Here is a 16,632-nt window from a genome sequence, read left to right on the forward strand (position 1 = left end):
CCGGGCCGTGCGAACGCAGCACGAGCGTATCGTCATGGTGACGGGAGTCAACAGGACGCGATAGAGGCTGGGGCATACGGATGACCCGATTCACGGGATTCGCGCTCGGGGCGGACCAGCAGGAGTGGTGCGCGCGGCTGCGCGCACTGGCCGCGGAGCGGCTGCGGCCGCTGGCGGAGAAGGGGGAGCCGGGCCGGGTCAACCGGCCGCTGCTCGCCGCACTCGGCGAAGAAGGGCTGCTGGGGCGGGTGTTCACCTCGGGCGCGCTGGACCTGTGCCTGCTGCGCGAATCCCTCGCCTACGGCTGCACGGAGGCGGAGACGGCCCTCGCCCTCCAGGGCTTGGGCGCCTACCCGGTCCTGCGCTCGGGCAGCGACGCGCAGCGCGAGCGCTGGCTGTCCGGGGTGCGGGCCGGGCGCACGGTGGCGGCCTTCGCGCTGAGCGAGCCGGGGGCCGGGTCGGACGCGGCGGCGCTGGCGCTCGAAGCGGCGGCGGAAGGTGCGGGCGGTGGCCGGGGCTGGCGGCTCAGCGGGGAGAAGTGCTGGATCTCCAACGCGCCCGAGGCCGATTTCTACACCGTCTTCGCCCGCACCGGCGAGGGTCCCGGGGCCAAGGGGGTCAGCGCCTTCCTGGTCCCGGCGGACCGGCCGGGGCTCTCGGGGGAGGCCCTGGACATGCTCTCCCCGCACCCGATCGGCGCGCTCGCCTTCGACGGGGTCCCGGTGGGTCCGGCCGACCTGCTGGGGGAGCCGGGCCGGGGCTTCAGGGTCGCCATGGACACCCTGAACCTCTTCCGCCCCAGCGTGGGCGCCTTCGCCGTCGGGATGGCCGGCGCCGCCCTGGATGCGACGGTGGCGCACACGGCCGCCCGTACCGCCTTCGGCGGGGTGCTGGGCGACCTGCAGGCCGTGGCGCACCGGGTGGCCGAGATGGCCACCCGGACCGAGGCGGCCCGGCTCCTCGTGTACGCGGCGGCGGAGGCCTACGACGCGGACGCGCGTTCCCCGCAGGTGCCGAGGCGGGTGGCCATGGCGAAGCTGCTGGCCACCGAGACGGCCCAGTACGTCGTCGACCACGCGGTACAGCTGCACGGGGCGGCCGCCCTGCGCCGGGGCCACCTGCTGGAACACCTGTACCGGGAGGTGCGGGCGCCGAGGATCTACGAGGGGGCGAGCGAGGTGCAGCGCACGATCATCGCCAAGGAGCTCTACCGGGAGGAGCGGGAAGCGCGGGAGGAGCGGGAGTTGCAGGAGATGCGGGAGATGCAGGAGAGGCGAGAGGTGGGGGAAGCGTGAGCCTGGAGCGGATCAACCCGGAGGAGCTGTCCCCGGCGACGGGCTTTTCGCACGCCGTCGTCGCGAGCGGGGGCCGGCTGGTCTTCCTGGCCGGTCAGACAGCGCTCGACGGGGCGGGGAAGGTGGTGGGAGAGACGCTGCCGCAGCAGTTCGAGCGGGCGCTCGCGAACCTGCTGGCCGCACTGGCGGAGGCGGGCGGCTCGCCGTCCGGTCTGGCGCGGGTCACCGTCTATGCCGTGGACGTGGCGGACTACCGTGCCTGCGCGCCCGAACTCGGGCGGATCTGGCGGCGTTTGGCGGGGCGGGAGTACCCGGCGATGGCGGTCGTGGGAGTGGTCCGGCTGTGGGACGAAGGGGCGCTGGTCGAGGTGGACGGGCTGGCGGTGCTTCCGTAGGCCTTTGTGCAGGTGGGAGCGGGTGCCTTTGACAGTGGGCCAGGGAGGGGGGAGGGTGGAAATGCCCCGAAACAGCGGTAATTCACCCTCTCATTCTCGGAGGTGCATGACTATGCGCCGTGGGTTCGTTGCGGCGGCCGTGGCAGGAGCCGCCGGTATCACGATCGGCCTGATGCCGGTCAGCAGTGCCTTTGCCTCGGGTCTGCCACAGACGTACGACCGGTGTGCGGACTGGCGCGGGAACGACTGGCGTGGGGCCGACTGGTGGCGTGACTGCTGCGATCCCTCCCGTGGGAACGACCGCCCCAGCTGGTGCTGGGACGACGTCAGGGGCTGGTACCACGACAGTTGGAACAGCAACTGGAACCACGATGACTGGAACGACAGCGGGCGCGGCGGTAACGGTGGCTGGAACCACGACGACTGGAACGACAGCGGGCGCGGCGGTAACGGTGACTGGAACCACGACAACTGGAACCACGACAACCGTAATGACGGCGGGTGGAACGACGGCAACCACGACTGGAGCAACTGGAACGACTGACTCCACCCCGGTCGCGGTAGCCGCCGCCGACCGGTCCTAGCCCTCCAGCAGGTTCCCCATCCATTCCTCGATGCCCGCCACCGTGCGCGGCAGGGCGCCCGACATCAGCCGGGCGCCCTCGGCCGTGATGACGAGGTCGTCCTCGATGCGGACGCCGATGCCGCGCAGCTCCGGCGGGAGGGTCTCGTCGTCGGGCTGGAGGTAGAGCCCCGGCTCCACGGTGAGGACCTGACCCTCTTCCAGGACCCCGTCCAGGTAGGTGTCCGCGCGCGCCTGCGCGCAGTCGTGCACGTCCAGCCCGAGCATGTGCCCGCTGCTGCACAGGGTGTAGCGCCGGTGCAGATCGCCCTCGGCGTTCTTGAGTACCCCCCACTCCGCGAGCCCCTCCGCGATCACCCGCATCCCGGCCCGGTGGAAGTCGCGGAAGCTTGCGCCCGGCCGCAGCGCCGCCATGCCCGCGTCCTGCGCGGCCAGGACCAGTTCGTACACCTGGCGCTGGACGGGGGAGAACCGGCCCGACAGCGGGAGGGTGCGGGTGACGTCCGCCGTGTAGAGGCCGTCGGTCTCCACGCCCGCGTCCATCAGGAGCAGGTCGCTCGCGTTCAGCCGGCCGTCGTTGCGGATCCAGTGCAGCACACAGGCGTGCGCGCCCGACGCGGCGATCGTCTCGTACCCGGTGCCGTTGCCCTCGGCCCGGGCGCGGCGGTTGAAGACCCCCTCGATCCACCGCTCGCCGCGCGGGTGGGCCAGGGCGCGCGGGAGGTCCCGTACGACGTCCTCGAACCCGGCGGTGGTGTGGTCGACGGCGAGCTGCAGCTCGGCCACCTCCCACGCGTCCTTGACCAGGCGCAGTTCGGAGAGGGTGACGGCGAGCTCCTGGTCGGCGGCGGCGTTGCGCCCCGAGGGGGAGCCCAGCGCGTCCAGGTGGGCGCAGCGGATGCCGGAGAGCCGCTCCGCCTCCGCGAGGTCGGGGCGGCGGCCGACCCAGAACTCCCCGTAGCGGCGGTCGCGGTAGAACTCCTCGTTGCCGCCGGTGCGCGGTGAGCGCGGGCGCAGGTAGAGGACGGCCTCGTGCCCGTGCGGGCCGGCCGGTTCCAGGACCAGGACGTGGCCGACCTGGTCCTCTCCGGTGAGCCCGGTCAGCCAGGCGTACGCGCTGTGCGGGCGGAAGCGGTAGTCGCAGTCGTGGCTGCGGACCTTCAGCTCGCCCGCGGGGATGATCAGGCGTTCCCCGGGGAAGCGCGCGGAGAGGCGTGCGCGGCGGGCCGGAGTGACGGCGTACGCGGGGACGCGCGTGGCGTCCGGCAGCGGCGAGGCCGCCCAGTCCGATGCCATGAAGCGGGACAGCTCGGCTGACACCGGCAGGTCGTGACTGCCGATGTTGAGCCCGGTGGTGGGGCGGGAGGGGGTGTCGGTCACAGGGGCTCCCTCAAGAAGATGCGAACTGGTGGGCGCACAGGTCTTGTCAGTGCAATTTCACATTACTATGTTACAGCTCACACCGCGCCCCGTTAAACCTCGTCAAACACCGCGTGAAGCAGGGCAGTTCCGCACCTTCCCCCACCGCCCCTCCCAGCCAGGAGTTCTTGGTGTCCCAGCACAGAGTCGTGCGCACGTCCCTCCTCTCCGCCGCCGTCACGGTCACCCTCCTCGTCACGGCGGGCCAGGCCGGGACCCGGGCCGCCGAGAGCGGCGCCCGCGCCAACGACACGGGTGCCACCGCGCCCGGCACCTTCGCCGGCTCGGCCGCGGCTCCCCTCGGCGGAGCCCCGGGCGCCGAGGCCGGGGTGAACCCCTTCGACGAGGTCGAGCACCTCGCCGACGCGCGGTCGGCCGCCCCCGCGCCCGCCCCGGCCCCCGGCGGCCAGGCCTCGGGCGGCCAGGCGCCGGGCGGCCGGGCCGTCGCCGACGGCAAGGTGCCCGGCGCCGTCGCCGAGCCGGCCACCGTCGCCGCGCCCGCCGCCGCGCCCGCCACGAAGAGCGGCAGGCTCGCCGCGTCCGCCCAGGGCGTCGCCACGGGAGTCCCCTGCACCCTCGACGGGATCACCGGGCTCACCCCGGAGCAGTTCGCCGACTTCCTCGCCGATCCGGCCGTCACGGCCGCCAAGGGAGGCTGCCTCTCGGGCCTCATCTGGACCTGGGACGCCCGCCTGGCGCCCGTCATGTCGGACGCCCACGTGCAGGCCGTCTCCCGCCGGATATCCGGCCTGGCCGCCTCCCACGACGGCCTGAACTCCTCCCACTTGGAGGAGATGTTCACCTACCTGCACGCCGTGGCCTACCACGACCACTCCCGCACCGAGATCGACGTCACCGACGCCCCGACCGTCGACGCCATGCGCCAGGCCATCGCCGCCTTCGCGGGCGCCGCCCGCACCTTCGACGCCACCGCCTCCAACGCCCGCACCCTGCGCGAGGCCCTCTACGCCGGCTCCGCCCCCGGCCTGCGTCACCACCAGCTCGGCCTGATCGGGGACGTCCTGGCCACCATGGACCCGTCGCGCACCGCGACGCACCTGGACACCGGCTGGGCGGGCGCGGCGCTCGCCGCCCTCTCCGTCAACTACCTCGGCGTGTCCAACAACGACACCGCGTTCCACGCGGCCGCGGCCGCCGACGCCCCGTACCGCGCCGCCTTCAAGAACTTCGCGACGTACGCCCACCTCAAGGGCACCGCGAACGCCTGGGTGGCGCGCGACGCCATCGCCGAGTTCGGCCGCTTCGGCCAGATCGCGGGCCTGAGGGACGGGACCGTCGCCGACCTCGGCGCGCTCCTCGCCCCGGCCCGGGCCGCCTTCGGCGACGGCAGCGAGCCCTGGGCGAAGGCCGTCTCCTGGCTCAACTTCTACCAGGCGTGCAAGCCGTACGGGGTGTGCAAGGAGGACATCGAGCGGGAGCTCTTCCCGAACACCTACACGTACGACAACGGCGCCATCAAGGTCCGCACCGCCCTCGACCGGGCCACCGTCGACCAGCTCTACTACGCGAGCAAGCAGGTCAAGACCCACTACCACCGGGTGGTGGGCACCGACCAGCCGATCGCCGGGGACACCAACGCCACCCTGAACATCGTGCTCTACGCCTCCCGCGCCGACTACGTGAACTACCACCCGGTCCTCACCGGCTACGGCACCAACAACGGCGGCATCTACATCGAGAACGGCGCCACCTTCTACACCTACCAGCGCCGCGTCCCGCAGGACTCCCAGCTCACCCTGGAAGAGCTCTTCCGCCACGAGTACACGCACTACCTCAACGGCCGCTTCGCCGTCCCCGGCACCTTCGGCCAGGGCGCCTGGTATCAGGGCGACCGTACGACCGCCATGGACGAGGGCACCGCCGAGTTCTTCGACGGCGCGACCCGCGACAACGGCATCGCCGTACGCAAGTCCCTGGTCAAGAGCATCATCAACGACACGGCGGGCGGCGGCCCGCGCATGTCGGTGGACCAGCTCCTGCACGCCACGTACGCCAACGACGGCTTCCGCTTCTACAGCTACTCGGGCGCCTTCTTCGAGTTCCTGTGGACCGAGCAGCCCTCGAAGCTGCGGGAGATGTACGGGTACCTGCGCGCCGACGACCCGGCGGGCTTCGACGCCTGGCGCAGCCGGATGGGCCGGGACGCGGCCGTCCAGACCGGCTACGACCGGTTCCTGGACGCCCAGATCGCCAAGGTCGACCAGCTGTTCGTGCCGAACACCTCCTTCACCCCGAACGCGCAACTGCGCGACGCGGCGCTCGCGGATGTGAAGTCCACCTTCGCGACGGCCACGTACAACACCCCGGACTGCGTGGAGAACGGCGAGCCGGGCAAGCGCCGGTTCACCTGTACCGGCAGGATCACGGCGAACCTGAAGGACTGGCGCAGCGACGACCAGAACTTCAAGGACATGTCCGAGACGGTCGACTACTTCCTCCTGGACCGGGCGGGCGCGGCCTCGAACAACCTGGCCGACATGAACTGCTCCTTCGGCGCGCTGGACGTCTGGACCAACCGGGTGGCGGGTACGTCGAGTTACAGCTGCGAGGGCCCGCTGCGCGGCTGACCTCGACCGGTCCTGTTCCGTCTCAAAGAAATGTGACATATTACTGTCGTGCCCAGACAATCACCGGACCTCGTGATCATCGGCGCCGGCGTCGTCGGAGCCGCCTGCGCGTACTACGCGGCGCGCGCCGGACTCCGCGTGGCCGTCGTCGACCGCGGCCCGGTCGCCGGCGGCACCACCGGCGCCGGCGAAGGCAACCTGCTCGTCTCCGACAAGGAGGCCGGCCCCGAGCTGGACCTCGCGCTGCTCTCGGCGCGGCTCTGGCGCGAGCTCGCGCTCGAACTCCCGAGGGAGGTCGAGTACGAGTCCAAGGGCGGCCTGGTCGTCGCCGCGGACGAGGCCACCGTGAAGGCCCTACGGGGCTTCGCGGACGGCCAGCGCGCGGTGGGGGTCGACGCGGTCGAGGTGGGCCCGGGAGAGCTGGGCGAACTGGAGCCCCACCTCGCACCGGACCTGGCGGGCGGCTTCCTCTACCCGCAGGACGCCCAGGTCCAGCCGGCCCAGGCGGCGGCGCGGCTGCTGGCCGCGGCGCCGGGTGTGGAGCTCCACCTCGGGGAGGAGGTCACGGAGCTGCTCCGCGGCCCGGCGGGCGAGCTGCGCGGGGTCCGTACGGCCCGCCGCGACCTCCTCGCCCCGGCGGTGCTCAACGCCGCCGGCACCTGGGGCGGGGCGGTGGCGGCGCTGGCCGGAGCCAGCCTTCCGGTGCTGCCCCGGCGGGGGTTCGTCCTGGTGACGGAGCCGCTGCCGAGGGTGGTGCGGCACAAGGTCTACGCCGCGGACTACATCGCGGACGTGGCGAGCGGGTCCGCTTCGCTCCAGTCCTCCGGGGTGGTCGAGGGCACCCCGGCGGGGCCGGTCCTGATCGGCGCCACCCGCGAACGGGTCGGCTTCGACCGCTCGCTGTCGACGGAGGCGCTGCGCCGGTTGGCGGCGCAGGCGGCGGCCCTCTTCCCGGTCCTGGCGGACGTGAAGGTCCTGCGGACCTATCACGGCTTCCGCCCGTACCTGCCGGACCACCTCCCGGCGATCGGTCCGGACGCCCGGCTCCCGGGGTTGTTCCACGCCTGTGGGCACGAGGGGGCGGGCATCGGGCTGGCACCGGCGACGGGTGTGCTGATCGCGTCGTTCCTGACGGGTGCGGCCCCCGCGCTGGATCCGGCTCCCTTCACCCCGTCCCGCTTCGCGGAGCCCCGGTGATGACCGGGGGCCCATGTGCGGCGCCGTTGCCGGGGACCGGTGCCCGGACCCCTGCGCCTCAAACGCCGGCGGGGCTGGATTTGGCTGACGTCGGCCTGTACGTGGCGGTGTGTGGGGCTGGGGCTGGGGCTGCGGGTGGGGCCGGTGCCGGGGGCGGGGTGGGGTGTCGGCCTGGACTGCATGATTTAGGCGCCCTCTGCTCTGCCTTGACAGGGCGCAGGGTGCTCCTGCGCCACAAATCACGCTTTACGTCCCGGCCAACACCCCACCCCGCCCCCGTCCCCGTCCCGGGCCGACCCCCGGCCCCGCCGACGGGTGGGCGTGTCAGGCGTCCGGCGTTTGGGGCGCGGAGCCCGTGGGGCTTTTCAGCCGCCCGGGGTTTGGTCTTTCAGCCGTCCGGCGTTTGAGGATCGGGGTCTGGGGCGGAGCCCCAGGGGGTCCGGGCGCAGCCCGGCACCCCTCTCCAGCCCGTCCGGCGTTTGAGGACCGGGTCCGGGCCGGCCCGGCTGGGGGTCCCCCCGGACGGAGTCTGGGGGATGGTGGAAGGGCGGGTAGGGGACTTCGCCCCGCAGGGGTAGCAACCGCGGTGCGGAACGTGCCGAGTCAGAGGAATCGAGGAGGACGGAAGCGATGAGCGAAGCTACGAGGGGGCGGCGAAGGTCGCCCCGCGACCTGGTGGGCGGGACCCCGGTGGAGACCTGGAGCCTCCGCTTCGACGACCGCGAGCTCCCGGCCCAAGCCGGACAGAGCATCGCCGCCGTCCTCTGGTCCGCCGGCATCCTCGCCTGGCGCACCACCCGCGAAACCGCCACCCCCCGCGGAGCGTTCTGCGGGATCGGAAGCTGCTACGACTGCCTCGTCACCGTCAACGGCCGCCCGAACCAGCGCGCGTGCCTCGTCCCCGCCCGCCCGGGCGACCACGTCACCACCCAGGAAGGGACCGGCCATGACGACCTCGCCGTCTGACCTCGCCATCGTCGGTGCCGGCCCCGCCGGCCTCGCCGCCGCGGTCACGGCCGCCGGCCTGGGCCTGCGCGTCACCCTGCTCGACGCGGGGGAGCGCCCCGGCGGGCAGTACTACCGCCACCCCGCGCCCGGACTCGGCGCGACCCGCCCCGAGGCCCTGCACCACGGATGGTCCGCCTTCGCCGAGCGTGAAGCCGCCCTGCGCGCCCATGTATCGGCCGGCCGGATCACGTACCTGCCCTACCACCACGTCTGGACCGTCACCCCGGACCCCGTTGGTGCTGCATGGACCCTGCACGCCGTCGCCGGGCCCGACGAGGCCCCCGCCACGGTCCGGGCCGGCGCCGTCCTGCTCGCCACCGGCGCCTATGAGCGCCAGCTGCCCTTCCCTGGCTGGACCCTGCCCGGGGTCGTCGGGGCCGGCGGGGCGCAGGCCATGCTCAAGGGCGGGCTCGTGCTCCCGGGCAGCCGGGTCGTCGTCGCCGGGAGCGGGCCCCTGCTGCTCGCCGTGGCCGGCTCGCTGGCCTCCGCCGGAGCCCGGGTGCCTGTGGTCGTGGAGGCCGCCGCCTACAGCGGTTACGTGCGCCACGTCCCCGCCCTGCTCCGCAACCCCGGCAAGCTCGCCGAAGGCGCCACGTACGGCGGGGCCCTGCTCCGCCACCGGGTGCGCCTGCTCACCCGGCACGCCGTCACCGAGGCCCACGGCACCGACCGGGTCGAGGCCGTCACCGTGGCCCGCCTCGACCGCGACTGGCGCCCGGTTCCCGGCACCGCCCGCCGCATCCCCTGCGACGCCGTGGCCGTCGGCCACGGGCTCGTGCCCCAGTTGGAGCTGGCCACCGGTCTCGGCTGCGCCACCCGCCCGAGCCCGGACGCCACCGTGGTTTTGGAACTGGACGCGGAGCAGCGCACCTCCGTTCCCGGGGTCTGGTCCGCCGGTGAGACCGGCGGCATCGGGGGGGCCCAGCTGGCCCTGGCCGAAGGGGAGATCGCCGCCCATTCGGTCGCGGGCCGGCCGGTTCCGGCGCGCCTGGTCCGTACCCGTACGAGGCTGCGCGCGTTCGCCGCCGCGATGGCCGACGCGCACCGTCCGGGCCCCGGCTGGACCGGCTGGCTGCGCGAGGACACCGACGTGTGCCGCTGCGAGGAGGTCCCGGCGGGCCGGATCCGGGAGGCCGTCGAAGACCTGGGCGCACGGGACGCGCGTACGGTCAAACTCCTCACCCGGGCCGGGATGGGCTGGTGCCAGGGCCGGATTTGCGGCCCGGCCGTGGCCGCACTCGCGGGGACCGACCCCGCCCCCGACCGCAGGCCGCTGTCCTGCCCGGTCCCCCTGCGCCACCTCGCCGCGCTTCCCGCCGAACCGCCTCACTGAGGCGCTTCCCTGCGAACTTCCCCGACGGCATCGCCGACAGGGCGGCCGCACCTCTTGTGGCCACGTCATACCCACTAGTAAAATGTCACACATCACCCTAGGGAGCACTCTCATGACCCACGCGCACACCCCCGCGCCCGCTGGCACGGACACCCGCACCCGCCCCTGGCACGGCATCATGGTCGCCACCACCCTGCCCCTGCGGGAGGACCTGAGCGTCGACTACGACGCCTACGCCGAACACGTGGCCTGGCTGATCGCCAACGGCTGTGACGGCGTCGTCCCCAACGGCTCCCTCGGCGAGTACCAGACCCTCACCGACGAGGAGCGCGCCCGCGTCGTCCGCACCGCCGTCGAGGCCGCCGGTGACGGCGCCCGCGTGATGCCCGGAGTCGCCGCCTACGGCAGCGCCGAATCCCTCCGCTGGGCCGAGCAGGCCGCCGAGGCCGGCGCCGGATCCGTACTCCTGCTGCCGCCCAACGCCTTCCGGGCCGACGCGGACACCGTACGCGCCCACTACGCCGAGGTCGCCCGCGCCGGCGTGCCCGTGGTCGCCTACAACAACCCCATCGACACCAAGGTGGACCTCGTCCCGGCCCTGCTGGCCCGGCTGCACGCCGACGGCTCCATCGTCGCCGTCAAGGAGTTCAGTGGCGACGTGCGCCGCGCCTACGAGATCGCCGAACTCGCCCCGGGGCTGGATCTGCTGATCGGCGCCGACGACGTCCTCCTCGAGCTGGCGCTGGCCGGAGCCGTGGGCTGGATCGCCGGCTACCCCAACGCGCTCCCGCAGGCCTGCGCCACCCTCTACCGCGCCGCCGTCGCGGGAGACCTCGACACCGCCCTGCCGCTCTACAAGTCCCTTCACTCGCTGCTGCGCTGGGACTCCAAGACCGAGTTCGTCCAGGCCATCAAGCTCTCCATGGACCTGGCCGGCCGCCCCGGCGGTCCCACCCGCCCGCCCCGCTTCCCGCTCACCGGCGAGATCGAGGCCGGCGTCCGCGCCGCCACCGAGAAGGCACTCGCCGAGGGTCTCAACTAACTCAGTCCGAGGGGGACTTGATGCGCACCCGAAACATCTACCACGCGGTGGACTCGCACACCGAGGGCATGCCCACCCGGGTGATCACCGGGGGAGTCGGGGTGATCCCCGGCGCCACCATGGCCGACAAGCGGCTCCACTTCATCGAGCACCTGGACCACCTCCGGACCCTGCTCATGTACGAGCCGCGCGGCCACTCCGCGATGAGCGGCGCCATCCTGCAGCCCCCGACCCGTCCCGACGCCGACTTCGGCGTGCTCTACATCGAGGTGTCGGGCCTGCTCCCCATGTGCGGGCACGGCACCATCGGGGTCGCCACCGTCCTGGTGGAGACCGGCATGGTGCCCGTCGTCGAGCCGGTCACCACCGTCCGGCTCGACACCCCGGCCGGGCTGGTCAAGGTCGACGTCCGCGTCGAGGACGGGGCGGCCACCGCCGCCACCTTCACCAACGTCCCCGCCTTCTGCGTCGGCCTCGACCTCAAGGCCGAGGTCCCCGGATACGGCACGGTCACCTACGACCTCGCCTACGGCGGCAACTTCTACGCCTTCGTCGAACTCGACGCGCTGGGCCTGCCCTTCGACCGGGAGCGCGGGGACGACCTGCTCGCCGCCGGACTGGCCGTCATGGAGGCGATCAACGCCTCCCCGGACCGGCCCGTCCACCCCGAGAACCCCTCCTTCGGCGGGGTCAAGCACGTCTACCTCGCGGCCCCCGGCTCCGACGCCCGCCGCTCCCGGCACGCGATGGCCATCCACCCGGGCTGGTTCGACCGCTCGCCGTGCGGTACGGGGACCAGCGCGCGCATGGCGCAGCTGCACGCACGCGGACTCCTGCCCCTGGACACGGACTTCGTCAACGAGTCCTTCATCGGCACCGAGTTCACCGGCCGTCTCGTAGCGGAGACCACGGTGGGCGGCCGCCCGGCCTTCGTGCCCACCGTCACCGGCCGGGCCTGGATCACCGGCACCGCCCAGTACTTCCTCGACCCGTCCGACCCGTTCCCCGGAGGGTTCCTGCTGTGACCGTCGTACGAACCGTGGACTACCACACCGCGGGCGAGCCCTTCCGCATCGTCGATCTCACCACCGGGGGCGCCCCGCCCGTGCCCGGGGACACCGTCGCCGAGCGCTGTGCCACCGCCATCGGACCGGGGGGATCGGGCACGGCCCCCCGGCGCGGAGCCCTGGACGACGTACGGCGGCTCCTCGTGCAGGAGCCGCGCGGGCACGCCGGGATGTACGGGGGCTTCGTGGTCCCGCCCGACGACGACGGGGCCCACTTCGGGGTGCTGTTCTGGCACAAGGACGGCTACTCGACCGCCTGCGGCCACGGCACCATGGCGCTGGGCGCCTGGGCCGTGGACACCGGCCGGGTCGCCGCCCCGGACGACGGGGACGTCCAGGTACGGATCGACGTGCCCTCGGGGCGGGTCGGCGCGACCGTGCACCGCTCCGGGGGCCGCACCACCGGGGTCACCTTCCGCAACGTTCCGGCACGCACCAGCGCCCGCAAGGTGCCCGTCGCCACCACCCTCGGCATGGCCGAGGTGGACATCGCGCACGCCGGGGCCTGCTACGCCTCCCTGCCCGCCCGGGACCTCGGCCTCGACGTGACCCTGGCGTCGCTGCCGGAGCTCGTGCGCGCCGGGAAGGAGATCCGGGCCGCCCTCGCCACCCACCCCGGGACCTGGCACCCGGACGGGCCCCTGCTGTCCGGGGTGTACGGGGTGACCCTGTACGAGGACCTCCCCGACACCCCCTTCGGGCCGCACCAGCGCAACGTCACCGTCTTCGCCGACGGGCAGATCGACCGCTCGCCCTGCGGCTCCGGCACCTCGGCGCGGCTCGCGCTGCTGGCCGAGGACGGGCGGCTGGGGGAGGGGGACGACCTGCTGCACGAGTCGGTCGTGGGCACGGTGTTCACGGGCCGCGTCGCCGCGCGGGTGGCCGACGGCGTGGTCACGGAGGTCACCGGTACGGCGTACCGCACGGGCGAACACCTCTTCAGCGTCGACCCGCAGGACGCGCTCGGCACGGGGTTCCTCCTTTGATCCCCCAGCTGTCGGGCGCCGACATGGCCGGTCTGCTGACCCCGGCCGCCGCCGCGGACGCGCTGGCGGGCGTACTGCTGGCCGGGCTGGACCCGGAGACCTGCCCGCCGCGCAGCGCCCTGCCGGTGCCGGGCGGCGGGGAGCTGCTGCTGATGCCGGCCGCCACCGGGGCCTACGCCGGCGTGAAGATCGCCGGGGTGGCCCCGGGGAACCCGGCGCGCGGGCTGCCCCGGATCACCGGGTCCTACCTCCTCCTCGACGGGCCCACCCTGCGCCCCCTCGCCCTGCTCGACGGGGCGGCGCTGACCACCCTGCGCACCCCGGCCGTCTCGGCGCTCGCGCTGCGCCACCTGGCCCCGGCCGGGCGGCCGCTGCGGCTGCTGGTCTTCGGATCGGGACCGCAGGCGTACGGGCACCTCGAAGCGGTGCACGCGATGCGGCAGCTGGCGGAGGTGGTGGTCGTGGCCCGTGCGGGGTCACCGGGCAGCGCCGCCGGCGCGGAGAAGCTGGCGGCGCACGCGCGGGGGCTGGGCGTCCCCGCCCGGCCGGGGGCGGCGCAGGAGGTGGCCGACGCCGACCTGGTGATCTGCTGCACCACCTCCCGCGAGCCCCTCTTCGACGGGAGGCTGATCGCTCCGGGCGCCACCGTGGTCGCGGTCGGCTCGCACGAGCCGGAGGCCCGCGAGGTGGACACGGCGCTGGTGCGGCGGGCGGCCGTGTACGTGGAGTCGCGTGCGGCGGCTCTGCGGGAGGCGGGTGACCTGCTGGTGCCGGAGGCCGAGGCTGGGGGTCCCCCCAGCGGTAGCTGGGGGATGATCGGCGCCGGTCATATCAGCGGCACCCTGGCCGACCTGGTCGCGGGCCGGATGCCGGGTGCGGGAGTGCCGAGTTGTCCACAGCTCTTCAAGAGTGTGGGCATGGCCTGGGAAGATCTCGCTGTGGCGGTGGCCCTGTTCGAGGCCGCCGGGAACGGCGTCCACTGAGGAGCGAGCGCAACGTGACATTGTACGCTGTTCCTCCGCACGCCGATGGTGTGAGCGGTCTCGGAGGAAATGCTATGGGTGACCTGAAGCAGCACAGTCTCATCAAGGCTCAGGAACGGCTCCGCGACCAGGTCGGCCACGCCCTGAGGGCAGCCCTGATAGCGGGTGAACTGCGCCCCGGGAGCGTCTACTCCGCCCCCGGCCTCGCAGCCGAGCTCGGCGTCTCGGCCACCCCGGTGCGCGAGGCCATGCTCGACCTGGCCCGCGAGGGCCTGGTGGAACCGGTCCGCAACAAGGGCTTCCGGATCACGGAGGTCAGCGAGCGCGATCTGGACCAGTACACCGAGCTGCGCACGATGATCGAGGTCCCGACCATCGGCCGGATCACGAAGATCGCCAGCCCCGAGGCGCTGGAGGCCCTGCGCCCCATCGCGCAGGAGATCGTCACCAGCGCGCGCGAGCACAACCTCATCGGCTACCTGGAGGCCGACCGCCGCTTCCACCTCACCCTCCTCGGCCTCTCGGGCAACGACCGCCTGGTGGAAACCGTCGGCGACCTGCGCAAGCGCTCCCGGCTGTACGGCCTGACGGGCCTGGACGAGGCCGGCAAGCTGGTCTCCTCCGCCGAGGAGCACATCGAGCTCCTGGACCTGATGCTCACCGGCGACGCGGAGGCGGCCGAAGCCTGCATGACCCGTCACCTGGGCCACGTCCGCTCCCTCTGGGCCCAGGGCCGCGACGAACCGGTGGGCCGCACCAAGGGCCGCCTGGGCTCGGGCCTCTAGCCCGGGGCCGCCGGACCCGCCCCCTCGACGCCGGGCAGCGCAGCAGCGCGCCCGGTGTTTCGGCATGCCCCAACGCCCTTGCGTCCGGCCCGATTTGGACACGGCTGGATAACGGTGGGTCCAAACCCTTGTCAGTACAATTTCACATTACTATGTTACCGGTCACATCATAGAGCGCGGCCCTTCACTGGAGTGACCCATGACCAAGCGCACCCAACTCGCCCTCGCCACCGCCCTGGTGGCCGCACTCGCACTCGGCGCCTCGGGCTGCTCCGACCCCAAGAAGGGCTCCGCCGCAGGCGCCGGGGCCTCCAACCCGGCCTCCGCCAACGACGGGAAGATCCTCGGCGGGACCCCCGTCAAGGGCGGCACGATCACCGTCCTGTCCAACCAGGACTTCTCCCACCTCGACCCCGCCCGCAACTGGGTCATGCCGACCATGGACTTCGGTACCCGCCTCCTCTACCGCACCCTGGTCACCTTCAAGGCCGAACCGGGCAAGGCCGGCAGCGAGCTCGTCCCCGACCTCGCCACCGACCTCGGCACCGCCTCCAACGGCGGCCGCACCTGGACCTTCACCCTGAAGGAAGGCGTCAAGTACGAGGACGGCTCGCCCATCAAGGCGCAGGACATCAAGTACAACGTCGAGCGCTCCATGGCCCCCGACCTCACCGGCGGCCCCGACTACGCGGCCCAGTACCTCGCCGGCGCCGAGGGCTACAAGGGCCCGCTCCAGGGCAAGCACCTCGACTCCGTCAAGACCCCCGACGACCGCACGATCGTCTTCGAACTGAAGCGGCCCGTCGCCGAGTTCTCCGCGACCGCGACCCTGCCCACCTTCGCCCCGGTCCCCGCGTCGCAGGAGAAGGGCACGCAGTACGACGCCCGCCCGTTCTCCTCCGGCCCGTACAAGATCGAGTCGTACGACCGCGACAAGAAGCTGGTCCTGGTCCGCAACGAGCACTGGGACGCCAAGACCGACACCGTCCGCAAGGCCTACCCCGACAAGTTCGTGGTCGTCATGGGCCTCAAGGGCGGCCAGATCGACGACCGGATCATCGCCGGGGAGGGCGCCGACGCCTCCTCCGTCCAGTGGTCCGACATGCGGCCCGAGAGCGCCCCCAAGGTGCTGCCCAAGCCGGAGATCAAGTCGCGGCTGCTGGCCGAGTCCCAGGGCTGTACCGAGATGCTCCAGATGAACAACTCCCGCGCCCCCTTCGACGACCCGAAGGTCCGCGAGGCCCTGAAGTACGCCGTCGACAAGGAGGCCGTGGTCACCGCGGGCGGCGGCCCGGCCCTCAACGAGGTCGCCACCGCCTACCTGCCGCCGGCCCTCTCCGGCGGCAAGCAGGCCGACACCCTGAAGATCGCGCCGGCCGGCGACCCCGCCAAGGCCAAGGAGCTCCTCAAGGCCGCGGGCAAGGAGACCCTGAAGGTCTCCCTGGCCGTCTCCACCGGGGACAAGGGCAAGGCGGAGGCCATCCAGCAGGGCCTGGCCCGCGCGGGCGTCGAGGTGGTCATCGACACCGTCGACCCGGGCGCCTACTACGACGTCATCGGCGACACCACCACCGCCCCCGACCTCGTCCTGTCCGGCTGGTGCCCCGACTACCCCTCCGGCTCCACCTTCCTGCCCTTCGTCTTCGACGGCCGCACCATCAAGGCCAAGGGCAACTCGGGCAACTACGCGCAGTTCCGCGACGACGCCACAATGAAGCGGATCGACGAGATCAACGCCATGGCCGACCCCAAGCAGGCCAACCAGGCCTGGATCGACCTCGACGCCGAGATCATGAAGAAGTCCCCGGCCGTCCCCGTCCTGCTGGAGCGCAAGCCGCTGCTCGTCGGCACCAACATCGCCGGCGCCTTCGGCCACCCCGTCTGGGTCGGCCAGCTCGACTACGCCACCATCGGCCTCAAGGACCCGGCCAAGAGCCAGGGCCAGGGCTGA

General features: G+C 73.0%; 14 protein-coding genes. 13 read left to right on the forward strand and 1 reads right to left on the reverse strand.

The features are described 5' to 3' along the window. The first annotated feature begins 80 nt into the window (after positions 1–80). The 3 genes from AC3IYI_RS30555 to AC3IYI_RS30565 all read left to right on the forward strand — a co-directional run bounded on the left by AC3IYI_RS30555 (position 81) and on the right by AC3IYI_RS30565 (position 2,234). A complete protein-coding gene (locus AC3IYI_RS30555) occupies positions 81–1,295 on the forward strand; it encodes an acyl-CoA dehydrogenase family protein (protein ID WP_489406701.1) in 1,215 nt (404 codons plus the stop codon). Next, a complete protein-coding gene (locus AC3IYI_RS30560) occupies positions 1,292–1,690 on the forward strand; it encodes a RidA family protein (RefSeq protein ID WP_489406702.1) in 399 nt (132 codons plus the stop codon). Before AC3IYI_RS30555 ends, AC3IYI_RS30560 begins: the two co-directional genes overlap by 4 nt. A gap of 172 nt (positions 1,691–1,862) precedes the next feature. Beyond that, positions 1,863–2,234: a hypothetical protein gene (locus AC3IYI_RS30565; protein WP_489406703.1), complete on the forward strand. Its 372-nt coding sequence runs from the start codon at positions 1,863–1,865 to the stop codon at positions 2,232–2,234. A 36-nt stretch (positions 2,235–2,270) separates the two neighbouring features. Here the strand turns inward: AC3IYI_RS30565 and AC3IYI_RS30570 are convergent, their stop codons facing one another. Further along, on the reverse strand, positions 2,271–3,653 hold the full coding sequence (locus tag AC3IYI_RS30570) for an aminopeptidase P family protein (RefSeq protein WP_489406704.1): 1,383 nt from the start codon (positions 3,651–3,653) through the stop codon (positions 2,271–2,273). A 170-nt stretch (positions 3,654–3,823) separates the two neighbouring features. Here AC3IYI_RS30570 and AC3IYI_RS30575 point away from each other — a divergent pair, with 170 nt between their 5' ends. The 10 genes from AC3IYI_RS30575 to AC3IYI_RS30620 all read left to right on the forward strand — a co-directional run bounded on the left by AC3IYI_RS30575 (position 3,824) and on the right by AC3IYI_RS30620 (position 16,632). After that, positions 3,824–6,280, forward strand: a complete 2,457-nt coding sequence (locus tag AC3IYI_RS30575; protein ID WP_489406705.1) for a collagenase — start codon at positions 3,824–3,826, stop codon at positions 6,278–6,280. Between the two features lie 48 nt (positions 6,281–6,328). Then, positions 6,329–7,477, forward strand: a complete 1,149-nt coding sequence (locus AC3IYI_RS30580) for an NAD(P)/FAD-dependent oxidoreductase (protein ID WP_489406706.1) — start codon at positions 6,329–6,331, stop codon at positions 7,475–7,477. 630 nt (positions 7,478–8,107) lie between these two features. Continuing rightward, positions 8,108–8,443, forward strand: coding sequence for a (2Fe-2S)-binding protein (locus AC3IYI_RS30585; protein ID WP_489406707.1), 336 nt, complete (start codon positions 8,108–8,110; stop codon positions 8,441–8,443). Next, entirely contained in the window at positions 8,424–9,818 is a 1,395-nt protein-coding gene (locus AC3IYI_RS30590) for an FAD/NAD(P)-dependent oxidoreductase (protein ID WP_489406708.1), read from the forward strand. Before AC3IYI_RS30585 ends, AC3IYI_RS30590 begins: the two co-directional genes overlap by 20 nt. Positions 9,819–9,930: 112 nt before the next feature. Continuing rightward, a complete protein-coding gene (locus tag AC3IYI_RS30595; RefSeq protein ID WP_489406709.1) occupies positions 9,931–10,860 on the forward strand; it encodes a dihydrodipicolinate synthase family protein in 930 nt (309 codons plus the stop codon). Between the two features lie 20 nt (positions 10,861–10,880). Further along, positions 10,881–11,885 carry a proline racemase family protein gene (locus AC3IYI_RS30600; protein WP_489406710.1) on the forward strand — a complete coding sequence of 335 codons (1,005 nt, stop codon included), beginning with the start codon at positions 10,881–10,883 and terminating at the stop codon, positions 11,883–11,885. Next, positions 11,882–12,913: a proline racemase family protein gene (locus AC3IYI_RS30605; RefSeq protein WP_489406711.1), complete on the forward strand. Its 1,032-nt coding sequence runs from the start codon at positions 11,882–11,884 to the stop codon at positions 12,911–12,913. Before AC3IYI_RS30600 ends, AC3IYI_RS30605 begins: the two co-directional genes overlap by 4 nt. Before the next feature lie 23 nt (positions 12,914–12,936). Next, positions 12,937–13,896, forward strand: a complete 960-nt coding sequence (locus tag AC3IYI_RS30610) for an ornithine cyclodeaminase family protein (protein ID WP_489411737.1) — start codon at positions 12,937–12,939, stop codon at positions 13,894–13,896. A gap of 74 nt (positions 13,897–13,970) precedes the next feature. Further along, the gene (locus AC3IYI_RS30615; RefSeq protein ID WP_489406712.1) at positions 13,971–14,681 is read left to right on the forward strand and encodes a GntR family transcriptional regulator; all 711 of its coding nucleotides are present in this window, start codon (positions 13,971–13,973) and stop codon (positions 14,679–14,681) included. Positions 14,682–14,880: 199 nt separating this feature from the next. Further along, positions 14,881–16,632, forward strand: coding sequence for an ABC transporter substrate-binding protein (locus AC3IYI_RS30620; protein ID WP_489406713.1), 1,752 nt, complete (start codon positions 14,881–14,883; stop codon positions 16,630–16,632).

This window comes from Streptomyces sp. GL_148 (assembly GCF_057834205.1).

What these genes read in the sequence shown, in the direction of transcription:
- AC3IYI_RS30585 (WP_489406707.1), top strand. Translation starts at nt 8,108, where the DNA reads ATGAGCGAAGCTACGAGGGGGCGGCGAAGGTCGCCCCGCGACCTGGTG.
- AC3IYI_RS30595 (WP_489406709.1), top strand. Translation starts at nt 9,931, where the DNA reads ATGACCCACGCGCACACCCCCGCGCCCGCTGGCACGGACACCCGCACC.
- AC3IYI_RS30610 (WP_489411737.1), top strand. Translation starts at nt 12,937, where the DNA reads ATGGCCGGTCTGCTGACCCCGGCCGCCGCCGCGGACGCGCTGGCGGGC.
- AC3IYI_RS30600 (WP_489406710.1), top strand. Translation starts at nt 10,881, where the DNA reads ATGCGCACCCGAAACATCTACCACGCGGTGGACTCGCACACCGAGGGC.
- AC3IYI_RS30590 (WP_489406708.1), top strand. Translation starts at nt 8,424, where the DNA reads ATGACGACCTCGCCGTCTGACCTCGCCATCGTCGGTGCCGGCCCCGCC.
- AC3IYI_RS30555 (WP_489406701.1), top strand. Translation starts at nt 81, where the DNA reads ATGACCCGATTCACGGGATTCGCGCTCGGGGCGGACCAGCAGGAGTGG.
- AC3IYI_RS30565 (WP_489406703.1), top strand. Translation starts at nt 1,863, where the DNA reads ATGCCGGTCAGCAGTGCCTTTGCCTCGGGTCTGCCACAGACGTACGAC.
- AC3IYI_RS30620 (WP_489406713.1), top strand. Translation starts at nt 14,881, where the DNA reads ATGACCAAGCGCACCCAACTCGCCCTCGCCACCGCCCTGGTGGCCGCA.
- AC3IYI_RS30615 (WP_489406712.1), top strand. Translation starts at nt 13,971, where the DNA reads ATGGGTGACCTGAAGCAGCACAGTCTCATCAAGGCTCAGGAACGGCTC.